General features: G+C 60.9%; 22 protein-coding genes. 7 read left to right on the top strand and 15 right to left on the bottom strand.

Annotation, left to right across the window (positions count from 1 at the left end; translation table 11 throughout):
* From ureG to BW43_RS04495, 3 genes are all read left to right on the top strand, one after another.
* Positions 1 to 618 (top strand): urease accessory protein UreG, encoded by a 618-nt coding sequence (gene ureG, locus BW43_RS04485; RefSeq protein WP_032890544.1) that lies wholly within the window; start codon positions 1 to 3, stop codon positions 616 to 618.
* A 22-nt stretch (positions 619 to 640) separates the two neighbouring features.
* The gene (locus tag BW43_RS04490; RefSeq protein ID WP_032890542.1) at positions 641 to 1,213 is read left to right on the top strand and encodes a HupE/UreJ family protein; all 573 of its coding nucleotides are present in this window, start codon (positions 641 to 643) and stop codon (positions 1,211 to 1,213) included.
* A 163-nt stretch (positions 1,214 to 1,376) separates the two neighbouring features.
* Positions 1,377 to 2,495: an AGE family epimerase/isomerase gene (locus tag BW43_RS04495; RefSeq protein WP_032890540.1), complete on the top strand. Its 1,119-nt coding sequence runs from the start codon at positions 1,377 to 1,379 to the stop codon at positions 2,493 to 2,495.
* Here the strand turns inward: BW43_RS04495 and BW43_RS04500 are convergent.
* The 9 genes from BW43_RS04500 to BW43_RS04540 form a co-directional block, all read right to left on the bottom strand.
* Positions 2,467 to 3,372 carry a cation diffusion facilitator family transporter gene (locus tag BW43_RS04500; protein ID WP_032890538.1) on the bottom strand — a complete coding sequence of 302 codons (906 nt, stop codon included), beginning with the start codon at positions 3,370 to 3,372 and terminating at the stop codon, positions 2,467 to 2,469. The two genes, BW43_RS04495 and BW43_RS04500, sit on opposite strands and share 29 nt — an antisense overlap.
* Before the next feature lie 204 nt (positions 3,373 to 3,576).
* The gene (locus tag BW43_RS04505) at positions 3,577 to 4,341 is read right to left on the bottom strand and encodes an SDR family oxidoreductase (protein ID WP_032890536.1); all 765 of its coding nucleotides are present in this window, start codon (positions 4,339 to 4,341) and stop codon (positions 3,577 to 3,579) included.
* 785 nt (positions 4,342 to 5,126) lie between these two features.
* Entirely contained in the window at positions 5,127 to 5,843 is a 717-nt protein-coding gene (locus BW43_RS04510; protein ID WP_032890534.1) for an ABC transporter ATP-binding protein, read from the bottom strand.
* Entirely contained in the window at positions 5,840 to 6,715 is an 876-nt protein-coding gene (locus BW43_RS04515; protein ID WP_027607703.1) for an ABC transporter ATP-binding protein, read from the bottom strand. Before BW43_RS04515 ends, BW43_RS04510 begins: the two co-directional genes overlap by 4 nt.
* Positions 6,712 to 7,989: a high-affinity branched-chain amino acid ABC transporter permease LivM gene (gene livM, locus BW43_RS04520; RefSeq protein ID WP_032890532.1), complete on the bottom strand. Its 1,278-nt coding sequence runs from the start codon at positions 7,987 to 7,989 to the stop codon at positions 6,712 to 6,714. Before livM ends, BW43_RS04515 begins: the two co-directional genes overlap by 4 nt.
* Positions 7,990 to 7,991: 2 nt before the next feature.
* Positions 7,992 to 8,906 carry a branched-chain amino acid ABC transporter permease gene (locus tag BW43_RS04525; protein ID WP_003188099.1) on the bottom strand — a complete coding sequence of 305 codons (915 nt, stop codon included), beginning with the start codon at positions 8,904 to 8,906 and terminating at the stop codon, positions 7,992 to 7,994.
* Positions 8,907 to 9,090: 184 nt separating this feature from the next.
* Positions 9,091 to 10,227, bottom strand: coding sequence for a branched-chain amino acid ABC transporter substrate-binding protein (locus tag BW43_RS04530; RefSeq protein ID WP_032890530.1), 1,137 nt, complete (start codon positions 10,225 to 10,227; stop codon positions 9,091 to 9,093).
* 374 nt (positions 10,228 to 10,601) lie between these two features.
* Complete coding sequence (locus BW43_RS04535) at positions 10,602 to 11,885, bottom strand: FAD-binding oxidoreductase (RefSeq protein WP_032890528.1); 1,284 nt, start codon at positions 11,883 to 11,885, stop codon at positions 10,602 to 10,604.
* A 170-nt stretch (positions 11,886 to 12,055) separates the two neighbouring features.
* Positions 12,056 to 13,546: an aldehyde dehydrogenase family protein gene (locus BW43_RS04540; protein WP_032890526.1), complete on the bottom strand. Its 1,491-nt coding sequence runs from the start codon at positions 13,544 to 13,546 to the stop codon at positions 12,056 to 12,058.
* Between the two features lie 154 nt (positions 13,547 to 13,700).
* Here BW43_RS04540 and BW43_RS04545 point away from each other — a divergent pair, with 154 nt between their 5' ends.
* The 3 genes from BW43_RS04545 to nadE all read left to right on the top strand — a co-directional run bounded on the left by BW43_RS04545 (position 13,701) and on the right by nadE (position 16,842).
* A complete protein-coding gene (locus BW43_RS04545) occupies positions 13,701 to 14,591 on the top strand; it encodes a LysR family transcriptional regulator (RefSeq protein ID WP_032890523.1) in 891 nt (296 codons plus the stop codon).
* 205 nt (positions 14,592 to 14,796) lie between these two features.
* On the top strand, positions 14,797 to 16,011 hold the full coding sequence (gene pncB / locus BW43_RS04550; protein ID WP_032890522.1) for a nicotinate phosphoribosyltransferase: 1,215 nt from the start codon (positions 14,797 to 14,799) through the stop codon (positions 16,009 to 16,011).
* 3 nt (positions 16,012 to 16,014) lie between these two features.
* A complete protein-coding gene (nadE, locus tag BW43_RS04555) occupies positions 16,015 to 16,842 on the top strand; it encodes an ammonia-dependent NAD(+) synthetase (RefSeq protein ID WP_032890520.1) in 828 nt (275 codons plus the stop codon).
* A 137-nt stretch (positions 16,843 to 16,979) separates the two neighbouring features.
* Here the strand turns inward: nadE and azu are convergent, their stop codons facing one another.
* Positions 16,980 to 17,426, bottom strand: coding sequence for an azurin (gene azu / locus BW43_RS04560; RefSeq protein WP_032890518.1), 447 nt, complete (start codon positions 17,424 to 17,426; stop codon positions 16,980 to 16,982).
* 332 nt (positions 17,427 to 17,758) lie between these two features.
* Here azu and BW43_RS04565 point away from each other — a divergent pair, with 332 nt between their 5' ends.
* On the top strand, positions 17,759 to 17,941 hold the full coding sequence (locus tag BW43_RS04565; RefSeq protein WP_032890516.1) for a hypothetical protein: 183 nt from the start codon (positions 17,759 to 17,761) through the stop codon (positions 17,939 to 17,941).
* A 47-nt stretch (positions 17,942 to 17,988) separates the two neighbouring features.
* Here the strand turns inward: BW43_RS04565 and BW43_RS04570 are convergent, their stop codons facing one another.
* The 5 genes from BW43_RS04570 to BW43_RS04590 form a co-directional block, all read right to left on the bottom strand.
* Positions 17,989 to 18,879, bottom strand: a complete 891-nt coding sequence (locus BW43_RS04570; protein ID WP_032890514.1) for a transglutaminase family protein — start codon at positions 18,877 to 18,879, stop codon at positions 17,989 to 17,991.
* Positions 18,879 to 21,365: a circularly permuted type 2 ATP-grasp protein gene (locus BW43_RS04575; RefSeq protein WP_032890512.1), complete on the bottom strand. Its 2,487-nt coding sequence runs from the start codon at positions 21,363 to 21,365 to the stop codon at positions 18,879 to 18,881. The genes BW43_RS04570 and BW43_RS04575 overlap by 1 nt, the downstream gene beginning before the upstream one ends.
* 148 nt (positions 21,366 to 21,513) lie before the next feature.
* Complete coding sequence (locus BW43_RS04580; protein WP_032890510.1) at positions 21,514 to 24,804, bottom strand: DUF2126 domain-containing protein; 3,291 nt, start codon at positions 24,802 to 24,804, stop codon at positions 21,514 to 21,516.
* 187 nt (positions 24,805 to 24,991) lie between these two features.
* Positions 24,992 to 25,441: a hypothetical protein gene (locus BW43_RS04585; protein ID WP_032890508.1), complete on the bottom strand. Its 450-nt coding sequence runs from the start codon at positions 25,439 to 25,441 to the stop codon at positions 24,992 to 24,994.
* On the bottom strand, positions 25,438 to 26,370 hold the full coding sequence (locus BW43_RS04590; RefSeq protein WP_032890506.1) for an NAD synthetase: 933 nt from the start codon (positions 26,368 to 26,370) through the stop codon (positions 25,438 to 25,440). The genes BW43_RS04585 and BW43_RS04590 overlap by 4 nt, the downstream gene beginning before the upstream one ends.
* Positions 26,371 to 26,405: the final 35 nt, after the last annotated feature.

The following is a 26,405-nucleotide window of genomic DNA, read 5'->3' as shown; positions in this document are numbered from 1 at the left end:
ATGAACACACAACCCCTGCGCGTCGGCATCGGCGGCCCGGTCGGCTCCGGCAAAACCGCCCTGACCCTTGCCCTGTGCCTCGCGCTGCGCGACCGCTACAACCTGGCAGTGGTCACCAACGACATCTACACCCGCGAGGACGCCGACTTCCTGGTACGTAACGAGGCCCTGGCGCCCGAACGCATCATCGGCGTGGAAACCGGCGGCTGCCCGCATACGGCCATCCGAGAAGACGCCTCGATCAACCTGGAAGCGGTGGACCAACTCAACCGTCGCTTCCCCGGCCTGGACCTGATCCTGGTGGAGTCCGGCGGCGATAACCTGTCGGCTACGTTCAGCCCGGAGTTGTCAGACCTGACCATCTACGTGATCGATGTCTCCGCTGGCGACAAACTGCCGCGCAAAGGCGGCCCAGGTATCTGCAAGTCAGACCTGCTGGTGATCAACAAGATCGACCTGGCGCCCTTGGTCGGCGCCTCGCTGGAGCTGATGAACAGCGACACCCAGCGCATGCGCAACGGCAAACCCTTTGTGTTCAGTAACCAGAAAACCGGCGTCGGCCTGGACGAGATCGTCGCTTTTATCGAGCGCCAGGGCCTGCTGACCACTGCCGCCTGATCAACCCATAAGGAACCTGTTTATGAGCCTCAACAAACTCTTCGCCGCCGCCGCTCTGCTGCTCGCCCCAGCTTTGGCTTTCGCTCACCCCGGCCACGGCGACAATGGCCTGATGGCCGGTATCAGCCACCCACTGGGCGGCCTTGATCACCTGCTGGCCATGGTTGCAGTCGGCCTGTGGGCAGCCCAGCAAAAAGGCGCCGCCCGTTGGGCCCTGCCGTGCACCTTCGTCGGCACCATGTTGATCGGCGGCGTGCTGGGTTTTGAAGGGCTGGCATTACCCGCGCTGGAAAGCGGGATTGCCGCGTCGGTGCTGGCGCTGGGCCTGGCAGTGGCGCTGGCGGTGCGTCCACCACTGTTCATGGCTGTGGGCGCTACGGCGTTGTTTGCGCTGTTCCACGGGGTGGCGCATGGCCTGGAGCTGCCGGACATGTCCAGCCCTTGGACGTATGCGGCCGGTTTTGTCGGGGCAACTGCTGCGTTGCACGCTGCCGGCTATGCCGTGGTGCGGTTTCTGCCTGCGGCGGCGGCCCCGTTGGTGCGGGTTGCCGGTGCTGCTTCAGCGGCGACCGGGGTTTGGTTGCTCGCGAGCTGATTTGCGGGGCTATTGAGGGCCTCATCGGCCCCCTCCACATTTTGATGCGTGAACACCTTCAAAGGTGGGAGGGGGCTTGCCCCCGATAGCGCTGGCACAGACACCACAGAACGCAAGCCTGCTACCATGCGCGCCTACACCCCTGCCGTGACGACGCCAGCCAATGCCCATCGCTTCCCAGCCCACGTTGAATTCTGTGCTCACCCACTTCCATACCCTGATCGTGCCGCTCTGGCAGGGCCCAGGCTGGAATGCCGAGTTGGCGTTGCCCTATGAGGCGCTGGATGCCGATCATCGGCCTTTGCCGCCGCAACGCTACCGCGCCATGGCCTGCGCTCGACAGCTGTACCTGTTCGCCAGCCTGATCGGCGAGCCCGGAGCTGCCTTTGCCGAAGAACGCGCCGCCGCGTTGTTCCGTTCCCTGCAAAGGCACTTCCACGACGCCGAACACGGCGGCTGGTTCTACAGCGTCGACCCCGCCGGGCAACCGCTGGACAAGCGCAAAGACCTCTACACCCACGCCTTCATCATCTTCGCCTGCGCCCATTACTGGGCCAAAGTGCGCGAGCCGCTGGTGGAATCGGTGCTCAATGCCGCCCTTGAAGTGGTCGCCGAGCGTTTCGCCACGGGCGATGGCCTGTATGAAGCGGTACTTGAGCGTAACTGGTCTTCCCTCAAATCCGGCCCCCTACAAAATCCCTTGATGCACCTGGCCGAGGGCTTCCTCGCCACCCTCGCCGTGCGTGAAGACGCCGACGTACAAGCGGCCCTGCTGGGCTTGGCGACGGCCATGCAGCAGCGCTTCATCGACCGCCAGCATGGGGTAATGATGGAAAAACCGCTGGGTGCTGTGGATAACTGGTTTGAGCCAGGGCATCAATTCGAGTGGTTCTTTTTACTGGAGTCGTCGCCCGCCTTACGCGGCACGCCGTTGCATGCCTCACTGACCCGGGCGTTTACCTACGCCGAGCAAAAGGGTGTGGATCCGTTAAGCGGCGCGGTCAGCGGCATGCTTGCCCTCGATGGCAGCGTGCGTGACGCTACCCAGCGTATCTGGGCCCAGGCCGAATACCTGCGGGCACTGACCTTGCGGCCCGACAGCGAAGCGGTGCTGCAACGCCAATTGCTGGCGCTGCAAAAGCATTTCCTGCATGAGAAAGGCTGGCATGAATGCCTGGATGCCAACGGCGCGGTGAGCCGACGGGATATGCCGTCGACCACGCCTTATCATCTGGCGACCTGCTATCAGGGCCTCACGCAATCCATTTACGGTCGCCCGTAAAACTGATCGTTAACCAGCGCGCCGCATCCGGCGTGCCGAGCCCTGTGGATATCTCTTCGCGCAACCCATCCAGGGTGGCGACGTTATCCACCGGGTAATCCGCCGGCAGCACCACGTGAATCTCGATAAACCGCGCCCGCCCGTGCTTTTGCACGTAGGACACGTAGTCGTCGAAACCATGCCTGGCGCGGACCGCATCCATGACTTCGCGAACCTTGTCGTCCAAATGGTCGGGGGCAATCCCCAGCACCTCGCGTAACGCTGGGCGCAGGATCTTGAAGGCCGGCGCCAGCATGCTCAGGGCCAGCAGGATCAGGATCAAGGGGTCGACATACACCGCCCACTCGCCATAGCCCTGGGACTTGAGCAACAGCGCGGCCAGAAAGCTGATCAGCAAGCCCACCGACAGCATCGCGTCCACCAGCCAACTGATGTTATCGAACTGGATCAACGACGATTTGAGCGCGCGGTTGCGGTAGCGCACATAGAAGAAGTAGGCGAACTCAACGACGGTGAACACCGCCGCGTAGATGATCACCAGGCCCAACTCGATCTCGCGCCCGCCATTGATCATGCCGAACACACCGTTGAGGAATGCGTAGATGGCGATCAACAGCAGAAAGCTGCCTTCGATCAGCAGCACCAACGGCTCCAGGTGCCAGTAGCCGAACTGGAAGCGCGCGTTGCTTTTCTTGGCGATCAACTTGGCCGTGATCAACATCAACACCTTGATAGCGGTGGCGATCAGCGAGAAAAAGCCGTCGAACAGAATAGATTGGGCGCCGGATATCACACCCGTGACAATCCCGGCGATCGCTACCGCGAACATCAGAATCGTCGATTGTTTGAGCAGTGCCTGCTCACCTCGGTTACTCACATTTCCTCCCGTCAAAACCTTTGAACCGCACGATGCGGTGGGGTTTTCAGGAGTGGAGTGTACCTTATGGCCTGTTTTGGCCGATTTGACGCCATCGGGAGCGAACCCACTCCCACATGGGATTGGGTTCCCACGTTCCGACTTGTGAACACAGTCAAGTGTGAGAGGGGCTTGCTCCCGATGGCAGCGACGCGGTTTAAAGCCTTACTTACCGCCCCGCTCAATCGCAAACCCGGCCCAGGTCTGGCTCACCGGCATCAGCTCCAGGCGGTTGATGTTGACGTGCGCCGGCGTGTTCATCACCCAGAAGATGGTGTCGGCAATGTCCTGCGGCTGGATCGGCTCAGCGCCGGCATAGGTCGCGTCATAACGCGCCTGATCACCGCCGAAGCGCACCAGCGAGAATTCACTCTCACACAGGCCTGGCTCGATGTTCGTCACGCGCACGCCGGTGCCTTGCAGATCGCAACGCAAGTTCAGGGAGAACTGCTTCACAAACGCCTTGGAGCCGCCGTACACGTGGCTGCCAGGGTACGGGTAGTTACCGGCGATGGAGCCGAGGTTGATGATGCCGGCGCCACGGCCGTGGGCGATCAAGCGCGGCAGCAGCAGGTTGGTGGTGGTCAGCAGGCCCTTGATGTTGGTATCGACCATGGTCTCCCAATCGTCGAGGCTGCACTTGGGCGCAGGATCAGTGCCCACGGCCAAGCCCGCGTTGTTGATCAGGCCACGCAGTTTGGCGAACGACGGCGGCAGACTGGCGATGGCGTCTTCCATGCCCTTGCGGTCACGCACGTCCACGACCAGGCCGTGCACTTCGGTCTGCTTGGAAAGCTCTTCAACCAAGGCATTCAAACGTTCGGCGCGGCGGCCAGTGAGCACCAGTTTCCAACCGGCTTCAGCAAAACGACGGGCGCAGGCTTCGCCAAAACCTGAAGTTGCGCCAGTAATAAACAGCGTGTCGGACATGGTGTTCTCCTTGCGGGCATCGGGAAAAAAACAGCCAGCAGAATGCCCTTACACCGCCGTCGCGGCAACCGCTAAGCACACCCTTTCATATAAAGCTGATCACTTTTTGATCAAATCAAGCAAAGCCTTATGAACCGTGGCCTGCAGCCATATGCGCGCAGGTTATCCACAGCTGCGCCCACAGTCTTTGGGGGCAAGTACAAAATACCGAAAGCCTCTGTGTACAAGGCCTGCAGCCGATTTTAGAAAGTTTTTTGCTTGACCTTGGCGAGGTCGTATGTAGGCCCATCGACAGAGTGGAAATCCGGACGATGGCTCCAGGCCAGTCATTCCGGCCTCTGCGGAGGTCTTTCCAGAGTTTAATCACAGACTTATCCACAGGCTGAAGAGTCATATTTCGGTCATATACCTGTGTCTTTAAACAGGTTGACAAACCCCTTGGCCGGTCGCCAAAAAGCCGCTGATCAAAAAACAACCACCACGCTGTAAGCCACGGTTTTAAAGGCGTTCAGGCAGGTACTCCCACGTTACCCACAGCCGGTTCCACAGTGGATGGGGACAAGTCAAAAGCGTGACAAAACAGGTATTTGCGGCGGCTATATGTCGCGCTTTGGAGGGGGGCTGGATTTGTTTTCCACAATTTGGGATCGGCCTTATGAACACCGTAAAACAAATGTGGGAGCGGGCTTGCTCGCGAAAGCGGTGGGTCAGTTCCAGTCTACTGACTGATACACCGCATTCGCGAGCAAGCCCGCTCCCACAGGGGGTTTGCGTCAGGCTTTAGATCAGTGCCCGCCGAGGTAGGCGTTGCGCACTTCCTCGTTCACCAACAGCTCCTTGCCGGTGCCTGTGAGGCGAATCTCACCGTTGACCATCACATACGCCCGGTCCGACAAGCGCAGTGCGTGGTTAGCGTTCTGCTCCACCAGGAAGATGGTCATCCCGGTGGCTGCCAGCTCGCGCAGGGTAGAAAAGATCTGCTTCACCACAATCGGCGCCAACCCCAGGCTCGGCTCATCCAACAGCAACAGCTTGGGCCGGCTCATCAGCGCGCGTGCGATGGCAAGCATTTGCTGCTCACCACCGGACATGGTCATGGCGCGCTGGTTGCGCCGTTCCTTGAGCCGGGGGAACAGCTCGAACATGCGCTGCATGTCTTCCTGAGCGTATTTGTCGCCAATGGGGATAGTGCCCATCAGCAGGTTTTCCTCGACAGTCATGTCGGGGAACACCCGCCGCCCTTCAGGCGACTGCGCGATGCCGTTGGAGGCGATGTAGTGGGACGACTTGTGGGTAATGTCGACACCGTTGTAGATGATCTGCCCCGACTCAGCCCGTGGCTGGCCGAAGATCGACATCAGCAGCGTGGACTTACCCGCGCCGTTGGAGCCGATCAGGCTGACGGTTTCGCCTTCGTTGATGTGCAGCGAGACTTTCTTCAGGGCCTGGATCGGACCGTAGAACACGTCCAGGTCCTTCATTTCGAGGATAGGTGCACTCATACCAGCTCCTCTTCGTCTGCGCCCAGGTAGGCGGCAATCACTTTAGGGTCGTTGCGGATCGCTTCCGGCCCGCCCTCGGCGATCACGTTGCCGTGGTCCAGCACCACGATGTGGTCGGAAATACTCATCACCATGCCCATGTCGTGTTCGATCAGCACCACCGTAAGGTCGTGTTCGTCGCGCAGCAGGCGAATCATCGCGCTGAGGGCTTCGGTTTCCTGAGGGTTCAGGCCCGCTGCCGGTTCGTCCAGGCAGATGATCTGCGGCCGGGTGCACATGGCGCGGGCGATTTCCAGGCGGCGCTGTTGACCATAGGAAAGCTCACCGGCCAGGCGGTTGGCGCAGTCCACCAGGTCGACAACTTCCAGCCAGTAGAACGCGTGGTCGAGCGCATCGCTTTCGGCCTTGCGGTAGCCCTTGGTGTTAAGGATGCCTGCGAGCATGTTGCGGTTGACCCACATGTGCTGGGCCACCAGCAGGTTTTCCAGCACCGACATTTCCTTGAACAGGCGAATGTTCTGGAAGGTCCGCGCCAGGCCGGCGCGGTTAACCAGGTGGGTGCCGCCGAACATCTTGTAGTACACGCGGCTGAGGAAGCTTTTCGGCGATACGAAGTCGACGGCCTTGAAGCGCTCGCCCAGCAGTTGGATCACGTTGGTCTGCTTGCCACGAATGTTCAGTTCGATCTTGCCGCCACTGGCTTTGTAAAAACCGGTAAGGCAGTTGAATACCGTGGTTTTGCCGGCGCCGTTAGGGCCGATCAGGGCAAAGATCGAGTTGCGTTCGACCTTGAGGCTCACATCGCTCAAGGCCTTGATGCCACCGAAGTGCATCATCAGGTGTTCCACGGAGAGGACGACTTCCTTGCTCATGGCGCCACTCCTTTACGTGGGGTCACACCGGTACGGCTGATGCGGATCAAACCGCGTGGTCGCCAGATCATCATCACCACCATCAACACACCAAACAGCAGCACGCGGTATTCGCTGAAGCTGCGTAGCAATTCAGGCGCCACGGTCAACACGAAGGCCGCGATGACCACGCCGACCGTCGAGCCCATGCCGCCCAAGACCACGATGGCCAGGATCAGCGCCGACTCGAAGAAGGTGAACGACGACGGGTTGACGAAGCCCTGGTAGCTGGCAAAGAACACCCCGGCCAAACCCGCAGTAGATGCGCCGATGGTGAATGCCGAAAGCTTGACCAGCACGTGGTTCAGGCCCATGGAACGGCAAGCGATCTCATCTTCACGCAAGGCTTCCCAGGCGCGGCCAACCGGCATGCGGGTCAGGCGGTGCTTGATGTACAGCACGGCCAGCACCACCAGGAACAGCACGATGTAGATGAACATGAACTTGATGTTGGGGTTGTAATCGAGGCCGAAGAATTCGTGGAACGGAATCCCACCCTCCTTCGCCTTGCGCCCGAACTCCAGGCCGAGGAAGGTCGGCGAAGGCACCGGCATACCGTTCGGGCCACCGGTGAACGACAGCCAGTTGTTGAGCACCAGGCGGATGATTTCACCGAAGCCCAGAGTCACGATGGCCAGGTAGTCCCCGTGCATTCGCAATACCGGAAACCCGAGTATGCACCCCGCCAGTGCCGCCGCGATGGCGGCCAGGGGCAGCACGCTCCAGAAGCCCAGGCCGAGGTACTGATAACCCAATGCCAGGCCGTAGGCACCGATGGCGTAGAACGCCACGTAACCTAGGTCGAGCAAGCCGGCCAGGCCAACCACGATGTTCAGGCCGAGGCCGAGCAACACGTAGATCAGCCCGAGGATCACCACGGTCAGCAGGTACTTGTTGGCGAAGATCGGGAACACGATGGCGATCACGATCAGTGCCGGAATGATCCAGCGCAGCCGCGACTTGTAGTCCGGTGGCAGTACATGCACGCCGGAGCCACTGCTCTCGAAGCCCTGCAGAATCTTCACGCCCTTGGGGGTTTGCAGGAACAGGCTGAGGGCAAAGCGCCCGGCCATCACGATGGCGACCAAGATGGCCACGCGCGCAGGTTCCAGGTTGAAGCTGTAGCCGTCGAGGACCACGCCGACGATCGGACCGAACACGATCAGCGAAATCAGTCCGGCAAGGATCGTATCGACGACACTTTTCTTGATATCGATAGGTTTGGCAGCAGACATGTTTACACCTTCGCCACAAGTGGGCGACCAAGCAGGCCCTGGGGACGGAAAATCAGAATCACCACCAGCAGGGAGAAACTGAACACGTCTTTGTAGTCAGAGTTGATCAACCCTGAGAACAACGACTCGGAGATACCGAGGATGATCCCGCCCAACATCGCCCCAGGCAGGGAGCCGATGCCGCCGAGTACCGCTGCGGTAAATGCCTTGATGCCGATGATGAAGCCGGCATAGAAGTCGAAGGTGCCGTAATTGAGGGTGATGAGCACACCGGCCAGTGCGGCCATGGCAGCACCGATGACAAACACGTAGGAGATCACGCGGTCGGTGTTGATGCCCAGGATCGAGGCCATCTTGCGGTCTTGCTGGGTCGCGCGGCACATGCGGCCGAGCTTGGTGTACTTGATGATGTAGGTCAGCAATGCCATGCCGGCGAATGCCGCGACCAGGATGAACACTTTGGTGTACGTAAGCTGCACGAAGCCTGTGCCGATATCGACACGCCAGGCCCCGGCCAGCAGGGTTGGGATACCTTGTTGCTTGGCGCCCTGGGCGATCTGCGCGTAGTTCTGCAGGATCAGGGAGATACCGATGGCGCTGATCAGCGGAGCCAGTCGGGTGGAGTTGCGCAGCGGTTTGTAAGCGACACGCTCAATGACCCAGCCGTAAACGCCGGTGACGACCACGGTGAAGATCAGAGTGCCGAGAATGAGCAGCGGGAAGGATTCGATGCCGAAGTAAGCCAGCAGTGCCAGACTGATCGCCGCGAGGTAAGCGGAAATCATATAAACCTCGCCGTGGGCGAAGTTGATCATGCCAATGATGCCATAGACCATTGTGTAGCCGATGGCGATCAGGCCATAGACCGACCCGAGGGTCAGGCCGTTGACCAGTTGCTGCAGGAAAATACCATCCATAACGCAATCTCACGCGGTGAGCACCTGCACACCGGCGGGTGTGCGGCGCTTCTGGAGGAAAAAACAGATCTCGATAACAACACGGGTCCCAATGTGGGAGGGGGTTTGCCCCCGATGCGGTGGGTCAGCTGAACACCTGTTGACTGACACTCCGCGATCGGGAGCAAGCCCCCTCCCACATGGATTACTTCTGCTTTTCCAACTGATGGTATTTGCCGTCTTTATCCCACTGGTAAACCACGTAGTCGGAGATTTTCAGGTCGCCTTTACCGTCCCACTCCTTCTTGCCCATAACGGTCTGGACGGGATTGGCTTTGAGCCATTTGGCCGCGTCTTCGCCCTTGTTGGACTTGGCACCGTTGAAGCCGGCAGCCAGGGCCTGGACCGAGGCGTAGGCGTACAGGGTGTAGCCTTCAGGCTCGGTGCCGTTCTTGCGGAACTCTTCCACCACGGCCTTGCTGTCTGGCAGCAGGCGCGGGTCGGCGCCGAAGGTCATGTACACGCCATCGACGTACTGCTTGCCGCCAGCGGTGGCCACCAGTTCGTCGGTCACGATACCGTCATCGGACATGAACTTGACGTCCTTGAGGCCAGCTTCACGAATCTGGCGAACCAGAGGGCCGGCTTCCGGATGCAGGCCGCCGAAGTAAACGACGTCCGCGCCGGTGGAACGGATCTTGGTGACCAGGGCGCTGAAGTCTTTCTCGCCACGGGTCAGGCCTTCTTCGAGCACCGGCTTGACGCCGCGCTTGGTCAACTGGGCAGCGGTGGCGTCAGCCAGGCCTTTGCCGTAGGTGTCCTTGTCGTTGATCACTGCGACTTTCTTGCCCTTGAGCACGTCGACGATGTAGTCGCCGGCGACGATACCTTGCTGGTCGTCACGGCCGCACATGCGGAACATGGCGCCCAGGCCGCGTTCGGTCACTTGTGGGTTGGTGGAGCCAGGGGTGATGGCGATGATGCCCGCTTCGTCATACACCTCGGACGCCGGGATGGTGTTGGACGAGCAGAAGTGCCCGACCACGCCGATCACCTTATCCTGGTCAGCCAGGCGGTTGGCCACGGCTACGGCTTGTTTTGGCTCACACGCATCGTCACCGGCGACCAGCACGATTTTTTCGCCGTTGATGCCGCCAGCCTTGTTGATGGTATCGGCTGCCGCTTGGGCACCCTTCATGTACTGCTCACCGAAAGCGGCGTTGGCGCCCGTCATCGGCCCCGCTACACCAATCTTCACATCAGCTTGAACAAACGTAGAAACACCCAGCGCCGCTGCAACGGCGAGGGCCAGAAAACCTTTCTTGTAAAACGTCTGGGACATGAGTGGTGCTCCGATATTTTTGATTTTTGGCACTACAACTTGCGTTCAAACTTTTCACTGAAAGCTCAGAGCAAGCCCCGTGCCATTACGTTTTTATTCTTCAAAAAGACACGGTGTCATTGTTATTACAGGCGTTTCGACGCCGCTTGCCAGGACGTGCAACCCTCTAGCCTCGACAGGTGCAACCAGCCACTTAAAAAAGTACAACCGCGACGGGTCGCACCTGCAACCGAATGGATAAACACCCCGCTCCACACCTGTAACAGCGTGCGTAACGGAACTGCACATTTACAGTGCGTGATTGCTACGACCTGCACCAATACAGATTAGTAGCCTGCTAAGAAAATGCAGGCTTCTGAGCGGTATTTCGCTGATCAGATCACGATCCTCAAGCATTGCCCGGCGTGATACAGCGAGAATCCCGCCTCGTACAGGCAACTGCGCAGACCCACTCCGGCCAACGGTTGCATGGGCGCGAAGGGAATCGGCAGCGCTTGGGGATCCTGGTGACACAAGTAGTCGGCGAACGCCTTGCCGACCACACTGCCGGTGGTCACGCCGCGTCCGTTATAGCCCGTGACAGCGACCAGTCCAGGGGCCGGTTCGAACAGGCGCATCAAGTGATCGGGGGTGAACGCGATGCAGCCGGTCCAGGTGAATTCCCACTGCACCGATTTGAGGTACGGGAAGTAGTGTTGCTGCACCCGATCGGCCCACGCCTTGAGGAACCACGTCGGTTTCTGGTTGCCATTGCCCAGGCTGCCGAGCAATAAACGACCATCGGCATCGCGGCGGATACTGCTCAATACCTGACGCGTGTCCCACGATCCCTGGCCGCCAGGGAGAATCTGCTGGGCGGCTTCGTCGGTGAGCGGGGCCGACGCGACCTGGTAGTAATAACCGGGGAAAAAGTTACGCCGCAGCTCGGTCCATTCGCCTTCGGTGTAGGCATTGGAGGCAACGACCACTTGTGCAGCCTGCACTGCCCCGTGCTGGGTCTGAACCGACCAAAGTGCACCTTGGCGCTCCAATTGGGTGACCGGTGAATGGTCAAACAACTGCCCGCCGAGCCCGACCGCAGCATTGGCCAGCCCAGAGGTGTAGGCCATGGGATTCAAGGTGCCCGCACGCCGATCCAGCAAGGCGGCGGCAATTTTTTTAGTGCCGGTGGCTTGCTCGCAGGCCTGACCGGTGAGCAACTCCACTGGCGCGCCACGGCGCTTCCATTGTTCTTCACGACTGCGCAAATCCGCCTCGCCACGGGCGTTGTGCGCCATGTGCAAGGTGCCCTCGCGGCGCAGTTGGCAATCGATGTTGTATTTGTCGATGAGGCTGAACACCAGAGACGGTGCCGCGCCCAACATGCGGTTGAGCTGGCTGCCCACCGCTTCGCCGAAACCGGCTTCGATGTCGTCCGGGGGGATCCATAAACCGGCGTTCACCAGCCCGACATTGCGCCCCGAACCGCCGTGGCCAGTGCGATGAGCCTCCAGCACCGCGACGCTTTTACCCTGTTCCAGCAAGTGAATGGCGGCCGACAATCCGGTGATGCCAGCGCCGATCACGCACACATCCACCTTGACCTCGCCCTTGAGCGCGGCGCGATCCGGCCGGCCAGGGGTGAGGTGTTCCCACAAACACGTTTCGCGTAATGCCATTGCCAGACTCCGGTGAGACCCAACAAACATCTATTCCGAACTGCAAATGAGGTCACATGTGGGAGGGGGCTTGCTCCCGATGGCGGTGTATCAGACAACACTTCAAACCTGATTCACCGCCATCGGGAGCAAGCCCCCTCCCACACTGACCTCACTCCGACTTGAGGAAATCAGTCGAAGGTGATGCCCTGGGCCAGCGGCAATTCCAGCGAGTAGTTCACGGTATTGGTCTGGCGGCGCATATACCCGCGCCACGCATCCGAACCCGACTCACGACCGCCGCCGGTCTCTTTTTCACCGCCAAACGCGCCGCCAATTTCTGCGCCGCTTGGGCCGATATTGACGTTGGCAATGCCGCAGTCACTGCCGACTGCCGACATGAACTGCTCGGCTTCACGCACGTCAGTGGTGAAGATGCACGAGGACAGACCTTGGGGCACCGCGTTGTTCAGGCGCAGGGCTTCGGCGAAGTCGGTGTAGCCGACGACATACAGAATCGGCGCGAAGGTTTCGGTGCACACCACGTCGCTTTGCTCAGGCATCTCCACAATGGCCGGCGACACGTAGTAGGCGTTGGGGAATGTGTCTTCCAACTGGCGCTTGCCGCCGAACACTTTGCCGCCTTCGCTCAGCGCTTGCTCCAGCGCGTCCTGCATATTGTCGAAACCGTGCTTGTCGATCAGCGGGCCGATCAGGTTGCCTTCCAGCGGGTGGCCGATGCGCACTTTGGAATAGGCGGCCTTGAGGCGAGTGACGATTTCTTCCTTGACCGATTCATGGGCAATCAGGCGGCGCAGGGTGGTGCAGCGCTGGCCGGCGGTGCCGACGGCGCTGAACAGAATGGCGCGCACGGCCATGTCCAGGTCGGCGCTTGGGCCGAGGATCATCGCGTTGTTGCCGCCCAGTTCCAGGATGCTGCGAGCGAAACGTGCGGCGACTTTCGGCGCCACTTCGCGGCCCATGCGCGTACTGCCGGTGGCGCTGATCAACGCCACACGCGGGTCATCCACCAGCGCGGCGCCTGCATCGCGACCACCGATGATGACTTGGCTCAGATACTCAGGGGCGCCGTCGAATTTCTTCAGCACGCGCTCGAACAGCGCCTGGCAAGCCAGAGCCGTGAGCGGGGTCTTTTCCGAGGGTTTCCAGATCACGGCGTTGCCGCACACCAGGGCCAGGGCGGTGTTCCATGCCCACACGGCGACCGGGAAGTTGAAGGCGCTGATGACGCCGACCACGCCCAGCGGGTGCCAGGTTTCACGCATGTGGTGGCCTGGGCGCTCGGAAGCGATGGTCAAGCCGTACAACTGACGCGACAGACCGACCGCGAAATCGCAGATGTCGATCATTTCCTGCACTTCACCCAAGCCTTCCTGGGTGATCTTGCCCGCTTCCCAGGACACCAGCTCGCCCAGGTCGGCCTTGTATTCGCGCAGCACGTCGCCGAATTGGCGCACCAGCTCACCGCGACGCGGCGCTGGAACTTTGCGCCAGGCGTCGAATGCATGCTCGGCGCGACTGACCTGTTGCTCCACCTCGGCGGCACCTTCCCAATGCACACTGCCGATTTGGCTGCCATCAATCGGCGAATGCACGGGCTGTTTGCCCGTCTGGTACAGCGACGGGTTCACCCCGAGACGATCAAGCAATGCGGCAACCATGGGTCACTCCTTCAAACTGCAAACAGAAAATTCGCGCCGCGGCGCGCACGGCGATCCAGACCTTATTTGTAGCTGGCTCAAGACTTGCCAACAAACGACGATTAGGCGAGATATCATTCCGTTTATTCATGCAAAGCATAAAAAGAGGCACGCCGTGCTGAACAAAAGACATTTGCCCTCGATCACCGCCCTGCAGTGTTTCGAAGCAGCCACCCGCCACCTGAGCTTCACCCGCGCCGCCGAGGAGTTGAACCTCACGCAAAGCGCGGTCAGCAAACAGGTGGCGCAGTTGGAAGAGCTGCTGCAACACCTGCTGTTTCGCCGCGTGCGTCGCCGCTTGCAGATGACCCCGGCGGGCGACCTGTACCTGGTGGAAGTGCGCAAGATCCTCACGCAAGTGGAGATGTCCACCCACTACCTGCGCTCCTACGGCGGCGAGACCGAAGTGCTGCGCGTGTCCACGCCTTACACCTTCGGCGCGCGCTGGCTGGTGCCGCGCCTCAAGGGTTGGCGGTTGCGCCATCCGCAGATCCACCTGGACCTGTGCAACGAGCAGGAGCCGGACGAACTGCTGCAAGGCAAGGCCGACATGGCCTTCTACTTCGGCCAGGGCTCGCGCCCCGGCACCGAGAGCCTGAAGCTGTTCAGCGAAGAACTGGTGCCGGTGTGTGCACCGGAAAGTCTGCCCGCGAAGCCCTTCAACGACCCCACGCAACTGAGCGAACTGGTGCTGCTGCAAAACGCCTCACGCCCCCAGGGCTGGCATGACTGGTTCGCCGATCAGGGTTATCACACCGAGCACAGCTACCACGGGCCGCGTTTCGACACCTTTTATATGTGCATTCGAGCGGCGCAGGTAGGCTGCGGTGTAGCGCTGCTGCCGCGGTTTCTGGTGGAAGAAGAACTGGCCGACGGCAAGTTGGTGATCCCCTGGCAGCACGCGATGCCGAGCCAGGATGCGTATTACCTGGCCTATCCCGAGCATTCGGCGGAAGTGCCCAAGGTGCGCGAGTTTGTGAAGTGGATGATGGAGCAGGTTCTTTAGTGCCTGGAATACCGCCATCGGGGCAAGCCCCCTCCCACATTTGAAACACATTCCAAGTGTGGGAGGAGGCTTGCCCCCGATGACGCCAGTGGCCTCACTGAAAAAATCACTGGCAAAACCCCACAGGTCTATGCGCCACTAGCCCCCTTCCTTAATTGTGCGTAAAGGCCGGCGCCCATCGCCGACCCGTCTGGAGATTCCCGTTATGAGCGAGAGTGTGTTTGCCGATCGCATCGTGCAGAACCTGCTCGACACCGACTTCTACAAGCTGACCATGATGCAGGCGGTGCTGCACAACTACCCCAACGTGGAAGTTGAATGGGAATTCCGTTGCCGTAACAGCGAGGACCTGCGCCCGTACCTGGCGGAGATTCGCTACCAGATCGAACGCCTCGCCGAGCTGAGCCTGAGCCCGGACCAACTGGGCTTCCTGGAACGCATCAGCTTTATGAAGCCGGACTTCCTGCGCTTCCTCGGGCTATTCCGCTTCAACCTGCGTTATGTGCAGACCGGCATCGAGAACGGCGAGTTGTTTATCCGCCTGCGCGGGCCGTGGCTGCATGTGATCCTGTTTGAAGTGCCGATGCTGGCCATCGTCAGCGAAGTGCGTAACCGCTACCGCTACCAGACCGTGATCCTCGAACAGGCCCGCGAGCAGTTGTACCGCAAGTTCGATTGGCTGACGGCGAATGCCAGCAGCGAGGAACTGTCGGAGCTGCAAGTGGCCGATTTCGGCACGCGCCGACGCTTTTCGTACCGGGTGCAGGAAGAAGTGGTCAATGTGCTCAAGCATGACTTCCCCGGGCGCTTTGTCGGCACCAGCAACGTGCACCTGGCCCGCGAGCTGGACATGAAGCCCCTGGGTACCATGGCCCACGAATGGATCATGGCCCACCAGCAACTCGGCCCACGCCTGATCGACAGCCAGATCGCCGCCCTCGATTGCTGGGTCCGCGAATACCGTGGCCTGCTGGGCATCGCCCTGACCGATTGCATCACCACCGACGCGTTCCTCGGCGACTTCGACTTGTACTTCGCCAAGCTGTTCGACGGCCTGCGCCACGATTCTGGGGACCCGGTGCAGTGGGCGGAAAAAGCCATCGCTCACTACCACAAGCTGGGTATCGAGCCGATGAGCAAAACCCTGGTGTTCTCCGACAGCCTGTCGCTGCCCAAGGCCTTGGAGATTTTCCGTGCGCTGCGCGGTCGCATTAATGTGAGCTTCGGCATCGGCACCAACCTGACCTGCGATATTCCAGGGGTGGAACCGATGAGCATCGTGCTTAAAATGACCGCCTGCAACGGCCAGCCCGTCGCCAAAATCTCCGATGAAGCGGGCAAGACCCACTGCACCGACCCGAATTTTGTTGCCTATTTGCGTCACGTTTTTAAAGTACCTGCCATTTCCAGCAAGGAGTGAATCATGCAAGCCGTACAGCGCGAGATTGCTGAACAGCTCAAGGTGCAAGCGCCGTTCAACGACCAAGCCGCCCTTGAGGCCGAGGTTGCCCGACGCGTGACCTTTATCCAGGACTGCCTGCGCAATTCCGGACTCAAAACGTTGGTGCTGGGCATCAGTGGTGGCGTCGATTCCCTGACCGCCGGCCTGTTGGCCCAGCGCGCGATGCAGGAACTGCGCGCCAGCACCGGTGACGAGGCGTACCGCTTTATTGCCGTGCGCCTGCCCTACGAAACCCAGTTCGACGAAATCGACGCCCAGGCATCGGTGGACTTTATCGAGCCCGACGAGCGCCACACCGTGAACATCGGCCCGGCGGTGAAAGCCCTGGCCAGTGAAGTGGCGGCGTTTGAAGGCAAGGCGGCGGTGTCCCGTGACTTCGTGCTTGGCAACACGAAGGCGCGCATGCGGATGGTGGCGCAATACACCATCGCCGGCGCGGCCGGTGGTTTGGTGATCGGCACCGACCATGCGGCGGAAGCGGTGATGGGGTTTTTCACCAAGTTCGGTGACGGTGCATGCGATCTGGCGCCGTTGAGCGGGCTGGTAAAAAACCAGGTACGCGCGATTGCACGGCACTTTGGCGCGCCGGAGTCGTTGGTGGAGAAGGTGCCGACGGCCGACCTTGAAGACCTGTCGCCAGGTAAGCCGGATGAAGCGTCACATGGCGTGACGTATGCCGAGATCGATGCGTTCCTGCACGGTGAGCCGGTGCGCGAAGAGGCGTTCAGGATTATCTGCGAGACCTATCGCAAGACTGAGCACAAGCGGGTGATGCCGTTTGCGCCGTGAGGTGAGCCAGATATTTTTGTGTTGATTGGCAGGCCGCTATCGGGAGCAAGCCCCCCTCCCACATTTGATCGCATTCTCATGTTAGAACTCGGTCAAGTGTGGGAGGGGGCTTGCTCCCGATAAACGATAACGCGGTCTTATTTGACGACCACAGTGCCTTTCATCATCGAGATGTGGCCTGGGAACGAGCAGAAGAACGCGTAGTCCGTACCAGCAGCCAGCTTGGAAACATCGAAAGTCACGGAATCTTTCTCGCCGGCACCGATCAGCTTGGTGTGGGCGATGATGCGGTCGTCACCCTCTTTCAGGTAGTTCTTGTCGATGCCAGCGGCCATGCCGTCAGTGGCAACCGGTTGCATGTTGGCGGCAGTGGTCAGCACCCAGTTATGGCCCATGACGTTTTTCGGCAAGCTGCCCGAGTGTTCCAGGTTCACGGTGAACGTCTTGCAGCTCTTGTCGATCACGATTTCCTTGGTGTTGAAGGACATCTGATCGGTGGAGTCGACGGTGACATTGCACTCTGCGGCAAACAACTGGCCACTGGCCAAAGTCAGCAGGGAAACAGCAACGAGTTTGGCAAACATGTGAATCTCCAAGGCAGGGTTTATAAAACGCGGATTGCGGTAAGGGTGCCTCAAGCAGGCTTGAATTCTTATGATCTGAATCAACAGATTGTATACAACTTTAGGCTATCAGACTTATCAACACAATCTACCAGCCAAAGTAGCAGTACCTGCCTATGATCGGCCCATCACCCACTGGAGTCCGAACCATGCGCCTCAATCACCTGTTCAATGGCCTGCTGGCCGCGTACGCCTGCGGTAAGTGAAGGCAAAGCGCCCCTTGAAGCTGCTACCATGTCGTCACAAGGCAGCTGCGCGCCGCCACCCTCACCTTCGACCCTAGAGGATCGCCCATGGCCAAACCTAATTACTCCTTCGCCAAACGTCAGAGAGACTTGGCCAAGGAACAGAAGAAAGAGGAAAAACTGCAACGCAAGAAAGCCGCTGTCGATGAAGAAGCGGGCGCACTGAACCCGGACGCGGAAGGTGAAGTGGCAGCAGACGAGACCGAAACCCCGAAAGACCCGGCTGAATAAATTCTGTTGTGGTGAGCAGGCCCCCCCTGTCTCACCACACTCCACCGTTATTCCAGCGGCATCACCGTCACCCGCACCTCCGGGTCATGGTTACCTCCCCCCAGAATTACCCCACGCAACGGCGACACATCGGAAAAGTCCCTGCCCCAGGCCAAGGTGATGTGCTCCAGTGCCGGCTGCACATTGTTCGTCGGATCAAAATCTACCCAGCCTGACACCGGGCAAAACACCGATACCCACGCGTGGGACGCATCAGCACCGATCAGCCGTGGCTGGCCGGGCGGTGGCTGGGTGAGCAGGTAGCCGCTGATATACCGCGCAGCCAAGCCCCGCGAGCGCAGGCAGGCGAGCATCAGGTGGGCGAAGTCCTGGCACACGCCACGGCGGCGTTCCAGCACTTCCACCAGCGGTGTGGCGACTTGGGTCGCTTCGGCATCGAAGGTGAATTCACTGAAAATCTTTTCCATCAGCGCCTGCACGCCCAACAACAAGGGCTCGCCAGGGGGAAAACAACTTTCGGAGAACTCGACGAAGGTTTTTTTCAGGTGCACGTAGGGTGATTCAAAGCGATACCGACAGGCTTCGATTCGCTCAGGGGTCATCGGCTGGCTGCTGTAGGTCAGGCTGTCACGGGTCTGATCCCAGGCCGGCGACTGCCGAAAATCCAGTACAGGCCGCGCCAGCACCTCCACGGTCAGCCCAGCGTTGACCAGCAATTCATCGTGAGGCCGCTCGAACGCCAGGCGGGTGATCGGGTTGCCGTATACATCCAGCTCATCGCGGCGCGAGGTCGGCTCCGGGCTGATATCCAGTTGTTGCGACGTGCAGCGCTGCCAGGCACAGGGTCGTGGCCATAAGTGCGCCAACTGCTGGGCCAGGGACACCGGGCTGTCGTAGTGGTAGTGGGTATCGTGGAAAATCTGATAGCGCGCGCTCATTACACCGACACCGTTTGCTGGCTGACATCATCCACATGGGCAAAATGGCGCAACGCGAGGCGATCCGACACTTGCCCGCTTTCATCGGCCACCGCTTGCAGCAGGTCGGCCAGGCCGTCCAACGCAGCACGTACGCTGGACTCGCCAAACAACGGGTTCTCCAGGCAACTCAAGTCGAAACGCGCCAGGCGCTCCACCAAGGGCGCCAGGCCCGTTTCCCGTGGCACACCAAAATCATCATTAAGACGACGCAAAGTGCGACTGACCAATTTGAGCTGGAACAGCACGGCATGGGGGTTCTGCTCGTCGAGCAGCAACAGGTCGAGCACCGGAATCAACTGTGGCACCGCCAAGTAGCGCGAGCGGTATGTGATGCTGCTGTTGCCCAACTCCAGCAACCACTCCAGCCCCGCCTGATCGAACACCGCGACGCCACGCAGGAATGCCGCCAGGCTGCTGCTTAAGAATTGCAGGCGTTCTATGCGCCGGCCCATCATCAGGAAACGCCAGCCTTCGTCGCGGGTCATGTCGTCCAGGGCAAACCCGGACAGCGCCGCCAAGGACATCACCAGGCGGTTGAGAAAATCCAGCAACTCGCCAAAGTCCGGCGCTTCACTTTCCAGCTCCATGGCTTCACGTTGCAGCTCCACCAAGGCCTGCCAGTTCTCGCGGGACAACTTGCCACGCACCTGGGACGCTGCCCACTGCAAGCGTTGCAGGTTGGCGCGCAGGCTCGATGGCCAGTCATCGCCGAGCAACGCTGCAAGCAGACGCTCCGGCAGTTCGCCCTCTTCCGGCAGCAGGCGCAGGTTTTCGCCCAGCTCCACCGCCGCCAGCAACGCCAAGGGATCGTCGCCGTCGACATAACGCGCCAGCACGATTCGCAACCAGCGCGCGCTGTCATCGCAGCGCTCGCAGTAACGGCCAAACCAGAACAGGTTTTCCACCACCCGCGACGGCAGATAAGGATCGCGGCGCACCAGGTCATGGGCACCAATCGTGCGCTGGGCACGCCACTGCTCACCACCGGGGGCGCGTTCGCCGAGCACCCAGGTGTCTTTGCTCGCACCGCCGCGTTGCATCGACACCACTTCGGCATCGGCCTCAGCAGCCACACGGGTCAGGCCCCCGGGCAATACGCGATAGCCCTCGTTACTGGCCACGGCGTAAACACGCATACCAATGGCACGGTGCTGCAGGTGGTCATCCACGGTGTGCCACACCGGTGCCTGGGACAGTTGCGCCAGCTCCTGGGCGACGTAGGCGTACGGCCGCGCACGCATGCGTTCGGCCAGGGCCTCGCGTTGCTCGTCGTTCAGATCGCGGCCAAACACCGGGGCGAAACTCTGCGAGGGGAACGCGGGTTTGATCAGCAGCTCCGGCAGTTTTTCCAAGGCTTCGGCGAGCACCGGTGCTTCACCGCACCACCAGGTGGCGATGGACGGCAGGATCAGTTCTTCGCCGAACAAAAACTCGTTGATTTTCGGCAGGAAACCCAGCAACCCGGGCGACTCCAGCACGCCGCTGCCCAAGGCATTGGCCACCAGCACATTGCCCTGGCGCACCGCATCCAACAGGCCCGGCACGCCGAGGGCCGAGTCGGTGCGCAGTTCAAGCGGGTCGCAGAAGTCGTCGTCCAGGCGCCGCATGATCGCGTGCACCCGGCGCAGACCGCTGAGGGTTTTGAGGAACACGGTGCTGTCGCGCACGGTGAGGTCGCCACCTTCCACCAGCGGATAGCCGAGCTGGCGCGCCAGGTAGAGATGTTCGAAGTAGCTTTCGTTGAAGCGGCCTGGGGTGAGCAGCACGATCAGCGGTGTCTGGTCATCGCCGGGCGCCTGGCGGACCAAGGTTTCCTGGAGCGTGCGGAAGAAACCGGTGAGGTGCTGCACCTGCAAGTCACGGTACAAGTCCGGGAAGGCGCGAGACACGATGGTGCGATTTTCCAACGCATAACCGGCGCCCGATGGGGCCTGGGTGCGGTCGGCCGTCACCCACCAACGACCATCCGGAGTGCGCGCCAGGTCCACCGCGTACAGATGCAGGAAAGCACCGTCGGGGGGCTGGATACCCTGGCATGGCCACAGGAAATTGTTATGCCCGAACACCAGCTCCGCCGGCAGCAAGCCTTCTTTGATCAAGCGTTGCGGGCCATACAGATCAGCGAGCACGGCATTGAGCAGGCGCGCCCGCTGGGCGATACCGGCCGACAGGTGGTGCCATTCATCCGCCGCCAACACATGGGGCAGCAGGTCCAGTTCCCACGGACGATCGGCGCCCTTGGGGTCGGCATAGACGTTGTAGGTCACGCCGTTTTCCTGGATCTGCCGCGTCAGCAGCGCCTGGCGCTGGGCCAACTGCGCGGGGGTGCTGCGTTGCAGGTGATCAAGCAAGCGCCGCCAATGAGCACGCACCGCGCCGCTGTCATCCAGCAGTTCGTGATAAGTGCCCGCGGTCAGCGGGTAACGGTCGAGCAAGTCGGACATGGAACGCTCGGCAGAGGCAAAGGGGCTCAGATTACCCTAACAAACACTGCAAATCCCTCTGTGGTTTCCAGGCTTTGTGGTGAACGGGCTTGCCCCGCGCGAGGCATGCTCGCTCACTACATTATCTGGAGTCACAGTTGGATAGGGCTCAGTCATTTTTATTGGGGAAACGCCGCAGATCCAGGGTCATAGGGAATTCGTCATTGATCACAACACTCGGTACGGTGAGCTTCCCAGGCGTGTGGCCGAGACGGAAAAACCGCGCCATGCGCCGGCTCTCAGCCTCATTGGCGTTCACCGGTAAGCTGTCGTAATTGCGCCCGCCCGGATGCGCGACGTGGTACTGGCAACCGCCCAACGAGCGTTGCATCCAAGTGTCCAGTAGGTCGAACACCAGCGGCGCATGGACCGGGATGGTCGGTTGCAAACAGTTGGCCGGTTGCCAGGCGCGGTAACGCACGCCAGCGACAAACTCGCCGACTCGCCCGGTCGGTTGCAGCGGCACTGGGATGCCATTGCAGGTCAACAGGTAGCGGTGCGGTGGCAACCCGCTCAACTTCACTTGCAGGCGCTCCAGGGACGAATCCACATAGCGCACCGTGCCGCCCGCTGCGCCCTCTTCGCCCAGTACATGCCAAGGTTCCAGAGCCTGGCGCAGTTCCAGTTCGATACCGCTGACGGCATAGTCGCCGACCTTGGGGAAACGGAACCCCAAATGCGCGGCGAACCATTCGGCACGCAGTGGGTAGCCGGCGGCGTTGAGTTCGACGATCACGTCGGCAAAGTCCTGCTCGATAAAGTGCGGCAGCAAAAAGCGGTCATGCAACTCGGTGCCCCAGCGCGCCAGTTTCGGCGGTGCGTAAGGCTCACGCCAGAACCGCGCCACCAGCGCCCGCAGCAGCAGTTGCTGAGTCAAACTCATGCGCGCGTGGGGCGGCATTTCAAAGGCACGCAGCTCCAACAGGCCCAGGCGGCCGGTGGCGCCGTCGGGCGAGTAAAGCTTGTCGACGCAGAATTCGGCGCGGTGAGTGTTGCCCGTCACGTCGATCAGCAGGTTGCGCAGCAGGCGGTCCACCAGCCAGGGCGGGCACTCCTCGCCGGGCTCGGGCATTTGCGCGAAAGCGATTTCCAGCTCATACAGCGCGTCGTTACGCGCCTCATCCACTCGCGGCGCCTGGGACGTCGGGCCGATAAACAAGCCAGAAAACAGGTAGGACAGTGACGGGTGGTTATGCCAGTAGCTGATCAGGCTGCGCAGCAAATCAGGGCGACGCAGAAACGGTGAATCCTTGGGCGTCGCGCCCCCGAGCACAAAGTGGTTACCACCACCGGTGCCAGTGTGGCGCCCGTCGATCATGAATTTTTCGGTGGTCAGGCGGGTCTGTCGCGCCTCTTCATAGAGAAACTCGGTGCGCTCGACCAACTCATCCCACGTGGCGGACGGCTGCACGTTTACCTCAATCACACCCGGATCCGGCGTCACCCGGAAGTTGCTCAGGCGCATATCGAACGGCGGTTCGTAGCCTTCCAACAGCACCGGGCAGTGCAGCTCTTCGGCAGTGGCTTCGATGGCGGCAACCAGTTCCAGGTAATCCTCGACGCGCTCCAGCGGCGGCATGAACAGGTACAGGCGCCCTTCCCGTGCTTCGGCGCACAGTGCGGTGCGGGTCAGCCAGTCAGCGGACTCGTCGACCTCGGGCACTCGCTCATCGCTCGGCGCTGCTTCGCCGTGGCTTTGCAGTTGGGCACTGGTTGGCAGTTCCGGCTGATCCTGATTAGGGTCGGTGGGGTGCACGAACGGATACTCCGCCGCCGTCACCCACGGCTGCGAGGCCAACGGCAGGCGATAGCCAAGCGGTGAATCCCCCGGTACCAGGCGGCAGTGGTTATCGCGCAGGTACCAACGCCCACTTTGCCAGCGGTCATTCGCGGCCGTACGTGCCAGCGGCAGCACCTGGCCGATGACTTTATCCAGGCCCTGGCTGAACACTTTGCGCAGGCGTTCGCGCTCTAGGTCGTCGCTCAAGCGCGGGTCCTGGGCGGTGACGTTCTGAGGCAACGCACCTTCGCGCCACAGGTAGTAAAAATTGTCTTCGAAGGCCGGGAATACAAAACGCGCCGGCAACTTGAGGCGTTCGGCAACACTGGCCAGGAAGCGCCCGGCCAGCACGCCATCGGCACCGTAGTCCTCTTGCTCATCGGCAATCAGTGCACTGTTGTGCCAGATCGGCACGCCGTCGCGGCGCCAGTAACAGTTGAGCGACCAGCGCGGCAGTTGCTCGCCGGGGTACCACTTGCCCTGGCCGAAGTGCACCAGGCCCTTGGGTGCATAGTGCTTGCGCATGCGCTGAAACAGTTCGGCGGACAGGCGGCGTTTGTCGGGGCCAAGGGCCGCGGTGTTCCACTCGGCGCCGTCAGGGTCGTCGATGGACACAAAGGTCGGCTCACCGCCCATGGTCAGGCGCACGTCGTCCTTGAGCAGGTCGCCGTCGATCTGCCGGCCCAGGGCCTGGATCGCCAGCCATTGCTCTTCGGTGTACGGCTTGGTCACCCGCGGGGCTTCCCAAATGCGCTCTACCGACATCTCGTGGGTGAATTCACACTCGCACGGTTCCACCAGCCCGCTGATCGGCGCGGCAGACGATGGATCGGGACTGCAGGCCAACGGGATATGCCCTTCACCGGCAAACAATCCGGAGGTTGCATCCAGCCCAATCCAGCCGGCGCCGGGCAAATACACCTCGCACCAGGCATGCAGGTCGGTGAAGTCCACCTCAGTGCCGGACGGGCCATCCAGGGCTTTGACGTCGGCGGTCAGCTGGATCAGATAGCCGGACACAAACCGCGCCGCCAGCCCCAGATTGCGCAGCAACTGCACCAACAACCACGCCGAGTCGCGGCAGGAGCCGGAGGCGTTTTCCAGGGTGAACTCCGGGGTTTGCACGCCAGGTTCCATGCGGATCAGGTAACCGATATCGGTGGCCAAACGCTGATTGAGCCCCACCAGGAAGTCCACGGCGGGCAGTGGCGTGCGGTCGATGCCGGCCAGGTAGGCGGCAAACTTCGGCGTCAGCGGCAGGGTTTCCAGGTACGGCGCCAGCTCGCGCTGCTCATCGGCGGCGTAGCTGAAGGGGATTTTTTCGGCGTAGGGCTCAAGGAAAAAGTCGAACGGGTTGAACACCGCCATCTCGGCGACCAGGTCAACCTCAATGCGCAGTTCATCGGTCTTTTCCGGGAACACCAGACGCGCCAGGTAATTGCCCTGGGGGTCCTGCTGCCAATTGATGAAATGCTGCTCGGGCAGCACTTTCAGTGCGTAGGACAAAATCCGCGTGCGGCTATGGGCCGCCGGACGTAAGCGCACGATCTGTGGCCCGAGTTCGACGGCACGGTCGTAGCGGTAATGCGTAACGTGGTGCAACGCGACATGAATCGACACGGCGGCCTCCTGCGAGCCAGGGCATGAACACAACGCGCGCAAGACTTATGCCAGAGCGGCAGCCATTGCGCTTTATCGTAAGACCCGGTGCAGTACAGCACCAAAACGGCGCCATCGTAGGTGCCGTGGTGCGAGGGTTGCACATATTTGTGGCGAGCGTGTGCAAACAGGTGGCGAATCTACCCAGTCAGCCGCGCTTACCCTTCGCGATCACCGCCTGGCGCAGGTGGCGTATTTCGAAGAGCTTTTGGCGCATTTCACGATGGCGCTTGCTGTTAAGCAGCAATAACCCCAGCAACGGAAACAGCACGGCCGAGCCATAGACCCAGCCATTGAGGCCGTATTGAATCATCGGCAGTACGAACAATAGGCAGGCGACCAAATACCCCGCGACGAGCCGCGTCGCCCAGGGATACCCGCGCGCAATCATGACATTGCCAAAAACCAGCACCGCCACCAGCACCAGGATGGCGCCTCCCGAATAGCTGGACTTGAGGGCAGGATCGACACCGCGCAGATACGTCACGCCGGCCATGGACACCGCAGCCGAACCGGAGAAGATCGCCATGAAAATAGTGCCCATGAACACCGGGAAATATCGGGCCAGGAATCCGCCCATATCGGGAAAGCCGTTCATTCCGTCAGATCCTCGTACAGGCCGATAGCAATAGTTTCGGCCGTGCCCACGTGGCCGGTTCGATGGCTGCCCCAGATCCCCAACAGCCCCCCGATGGCATCCTTGAGCTGAGTCAGTGTGGCATGCCGGATTTCGGTGGAGCTGTAGCTCTTGGTCAACGTGCCGGCGCGCTGCTGCAATTTAAGCAACTTGGGGGTCAGGCTGGGGTCTTTCAGGCTCAGCAGTTCTTTGGTCAGCTTCTTGCGTTCCTGGCGGCTCAGGCCCTTGAGCAACTCGTACCAACTTTTGCCCAACGCAGCTGCTTTGTTGGCCTTGAGCAACCGAATCGTGGTCAAGGCACCTGTTCCGATACCCACCAACGAAGCCGCATCGAGAAGGGGGGAAACGGCGCCGTACCATGCGGCGTCATCCATGCGGTCGTTGGCATCGGGATCAAGCACTTCGTTATAAGTGCGCGCCACACCAAACCCGCATTGAGCGCTGCTGGCCAATGCCGCCGTGATGCCAATGCCGACCACAAACGCGCTGGCACCGGCGGTGAACGGCACCGCGACGCTGCCGCTGAATACCACGATCCAACCGATCACCGCGGCGCTACAGGAAAGGCCCATGTCAAACGCTTCCTTCTGGAGGCGCCCTTCCCGGGGATCGGTCTTCACCTGCTCCACAAACTGTGCGGGCGAGATGTACTTCTGCGCCTCGCGCAAGATGATGCGCTTGGGTTTGATGCTGCAGATCGGCTTGAATTCGCGCAGGGTGATGACGTTGAAGTCGGCGTCGATGTACACAACGCCCGCGCCGACGATGCCGGGGTCGGCGTCGATGGCAGCGAACAGGCGCGGTAGGTTGATCTGGCTTTCGATGCGCTGGCGCGCCATGAACTGCGAACGGTTGAAGTCCATGCCGATGCCGGCCAGGGGGTTGCCCATGGGGTGTTCTTCCTTGAAGGGGTGGAGACCGAACT

It is taken from the genome of Pseudomonas sp. RIT357, from assembly GCF_000632245.1.
Lineage (GTDB): Bacteria > Pseudomonadota > Gammaproteobacteria > Pseudomonadales > Pseudomonadaceae > Aquipseudomonas > Aquipseudomonas sivasensis.
The sequence above is the reverse complement of the archived record's forward strand: the minus strand, read 5'-3'. Positions and strand labels throughout refer to the sequence as shown.

Bases quoted from the DNA above. Each gene is read 5' to 3' on its own strand.
- BW43_RS04575 (WP_032890512.1), bottom strand. From the start codon at position 21,365: ATGTCCGACTTGCTCGACCGTTACCCGCTGACCGCGGGCACTTATCAC.
- BW43_RS04570 (WP_032890514.1), bottom strand. From the start codon at position 18,879: ATGAGCGCGCGCTATCAGATTTTCCACGATACCCACTACCACTACGAC.
- BW43_RS04540 (WP_032890526.1), bottom strand. From the start codon at position 13,546: ATGGTTGCCGCATTGCTTGATCGTCTCGGGGTGAACCCGTCGCTGTAC.
- BW43_RS04535 (WP_032890528.1), bottom strand. From the start codon at position 11,885: ATGGCATTACGCGAAACGTGTTTGTGGGAACACCTCACCCCTGGCCGG.
- BW43_RS04510 (WP_032890534.1), bottom strand. From the start codon at position 5,843: ATGAGTGCACCTATCCTCGAAATGAAGGACCTGGACGTGTTCTACGGT.
- BW43_RS04565 (WP_032890516.1), top strand. From the start codon at position 17,759: ATGGCCAAACCTAATTACTCCTTCGCCAAACGTCAGAGAGACTTGGCC.
- BW43_RS04490 (WP_032890542.1), top strand. From the start codon at position 641: ATGAGCCTCAACAAACTCTTCGCCGCCGCCGCTCTGCTGCTCGCCCCA.
- azu (WP_032890518.1), bottom strand. From the start codon at position 17,426: ATGTTTGCCAAACTCGTTGCTGTTTCCCTGCTGACTTTGGCCAGTGGC.
- nadE (WP_032890520.1), top strand. From the start codon at position 16,015: ATGCAAGCCGTACAGCGCGAGATTGCTGAACAGCTCAAGGTGCAAGCG.
- pncB (WP_032890522.1), top strand. From the start codon at position 14,797: ATGAGCGAGAGTGTGTTTGCCGATCGCATCGTGCAGAACCTGCTCGAC.
- BW43_RS04590 (WP_032890506.1), bottom strand. From the start codon at position 26,370: ATGGGCAACCCCCTGGCCGGCATCGGCATGGACTTCAACCGTTCGCAG.
- livM (WP_032890532.1), bottom strand. From the start codon at position 7,989: ATGTCTGCTGCCAAACCTATCGATATCAAGAAAAGTGTCGTCGATACG.
- BW43_RS04515 (WP_027607703.1), bottom strand. From the start codon at position 6,715: ATGAGCAAGGAAGTCGTCCTCTCCGTGGAACACCTGATGATGCACTTC.
- BW43_RS04530 (WP_032890530.1), bottom strand. From the start codon at position 10,227: ATGTCCCAGACGTTTTACAAGAAAGGTTTTCTGGCCCTCGCCGTTGCA.
- ureG (WP_032890544.1), top strand. From the start codon at position 1: ATGAACACACAACCCCTGCGCGTCGGCATCGGCGGCCCGGTCGGCTCC.
- BW43_RS04495 (WP_032890540.1), top strand. From the start codon at position 1,377: ATGCCCATCGCTTCCCAGCCCACGTTGAATTCTGTGCTCACCCACTTC.
- BW43_RS04505 (WP_032890536.1), bottom strand. From the start codon at position 4,341: ATGTCCGACACGCTGTTTATTACTGGCGCAACTTCAGGTTTTGGCGAA.
- BW43_RS04585 (WP_032890508.1), bottom strand. From the start codon at position 25,441: ATGAACGGCTTTCCCGATATGGGCGGATTCCTGGCCCGATATTTCCCG.
- BW43_RS04525 (WP_003188099.1), bottom strand. From the start codon at position 8,906: ATGGATGGTATTTTCCTGCAGCAACTGGTCAACGGCCTGACCCTCGGG.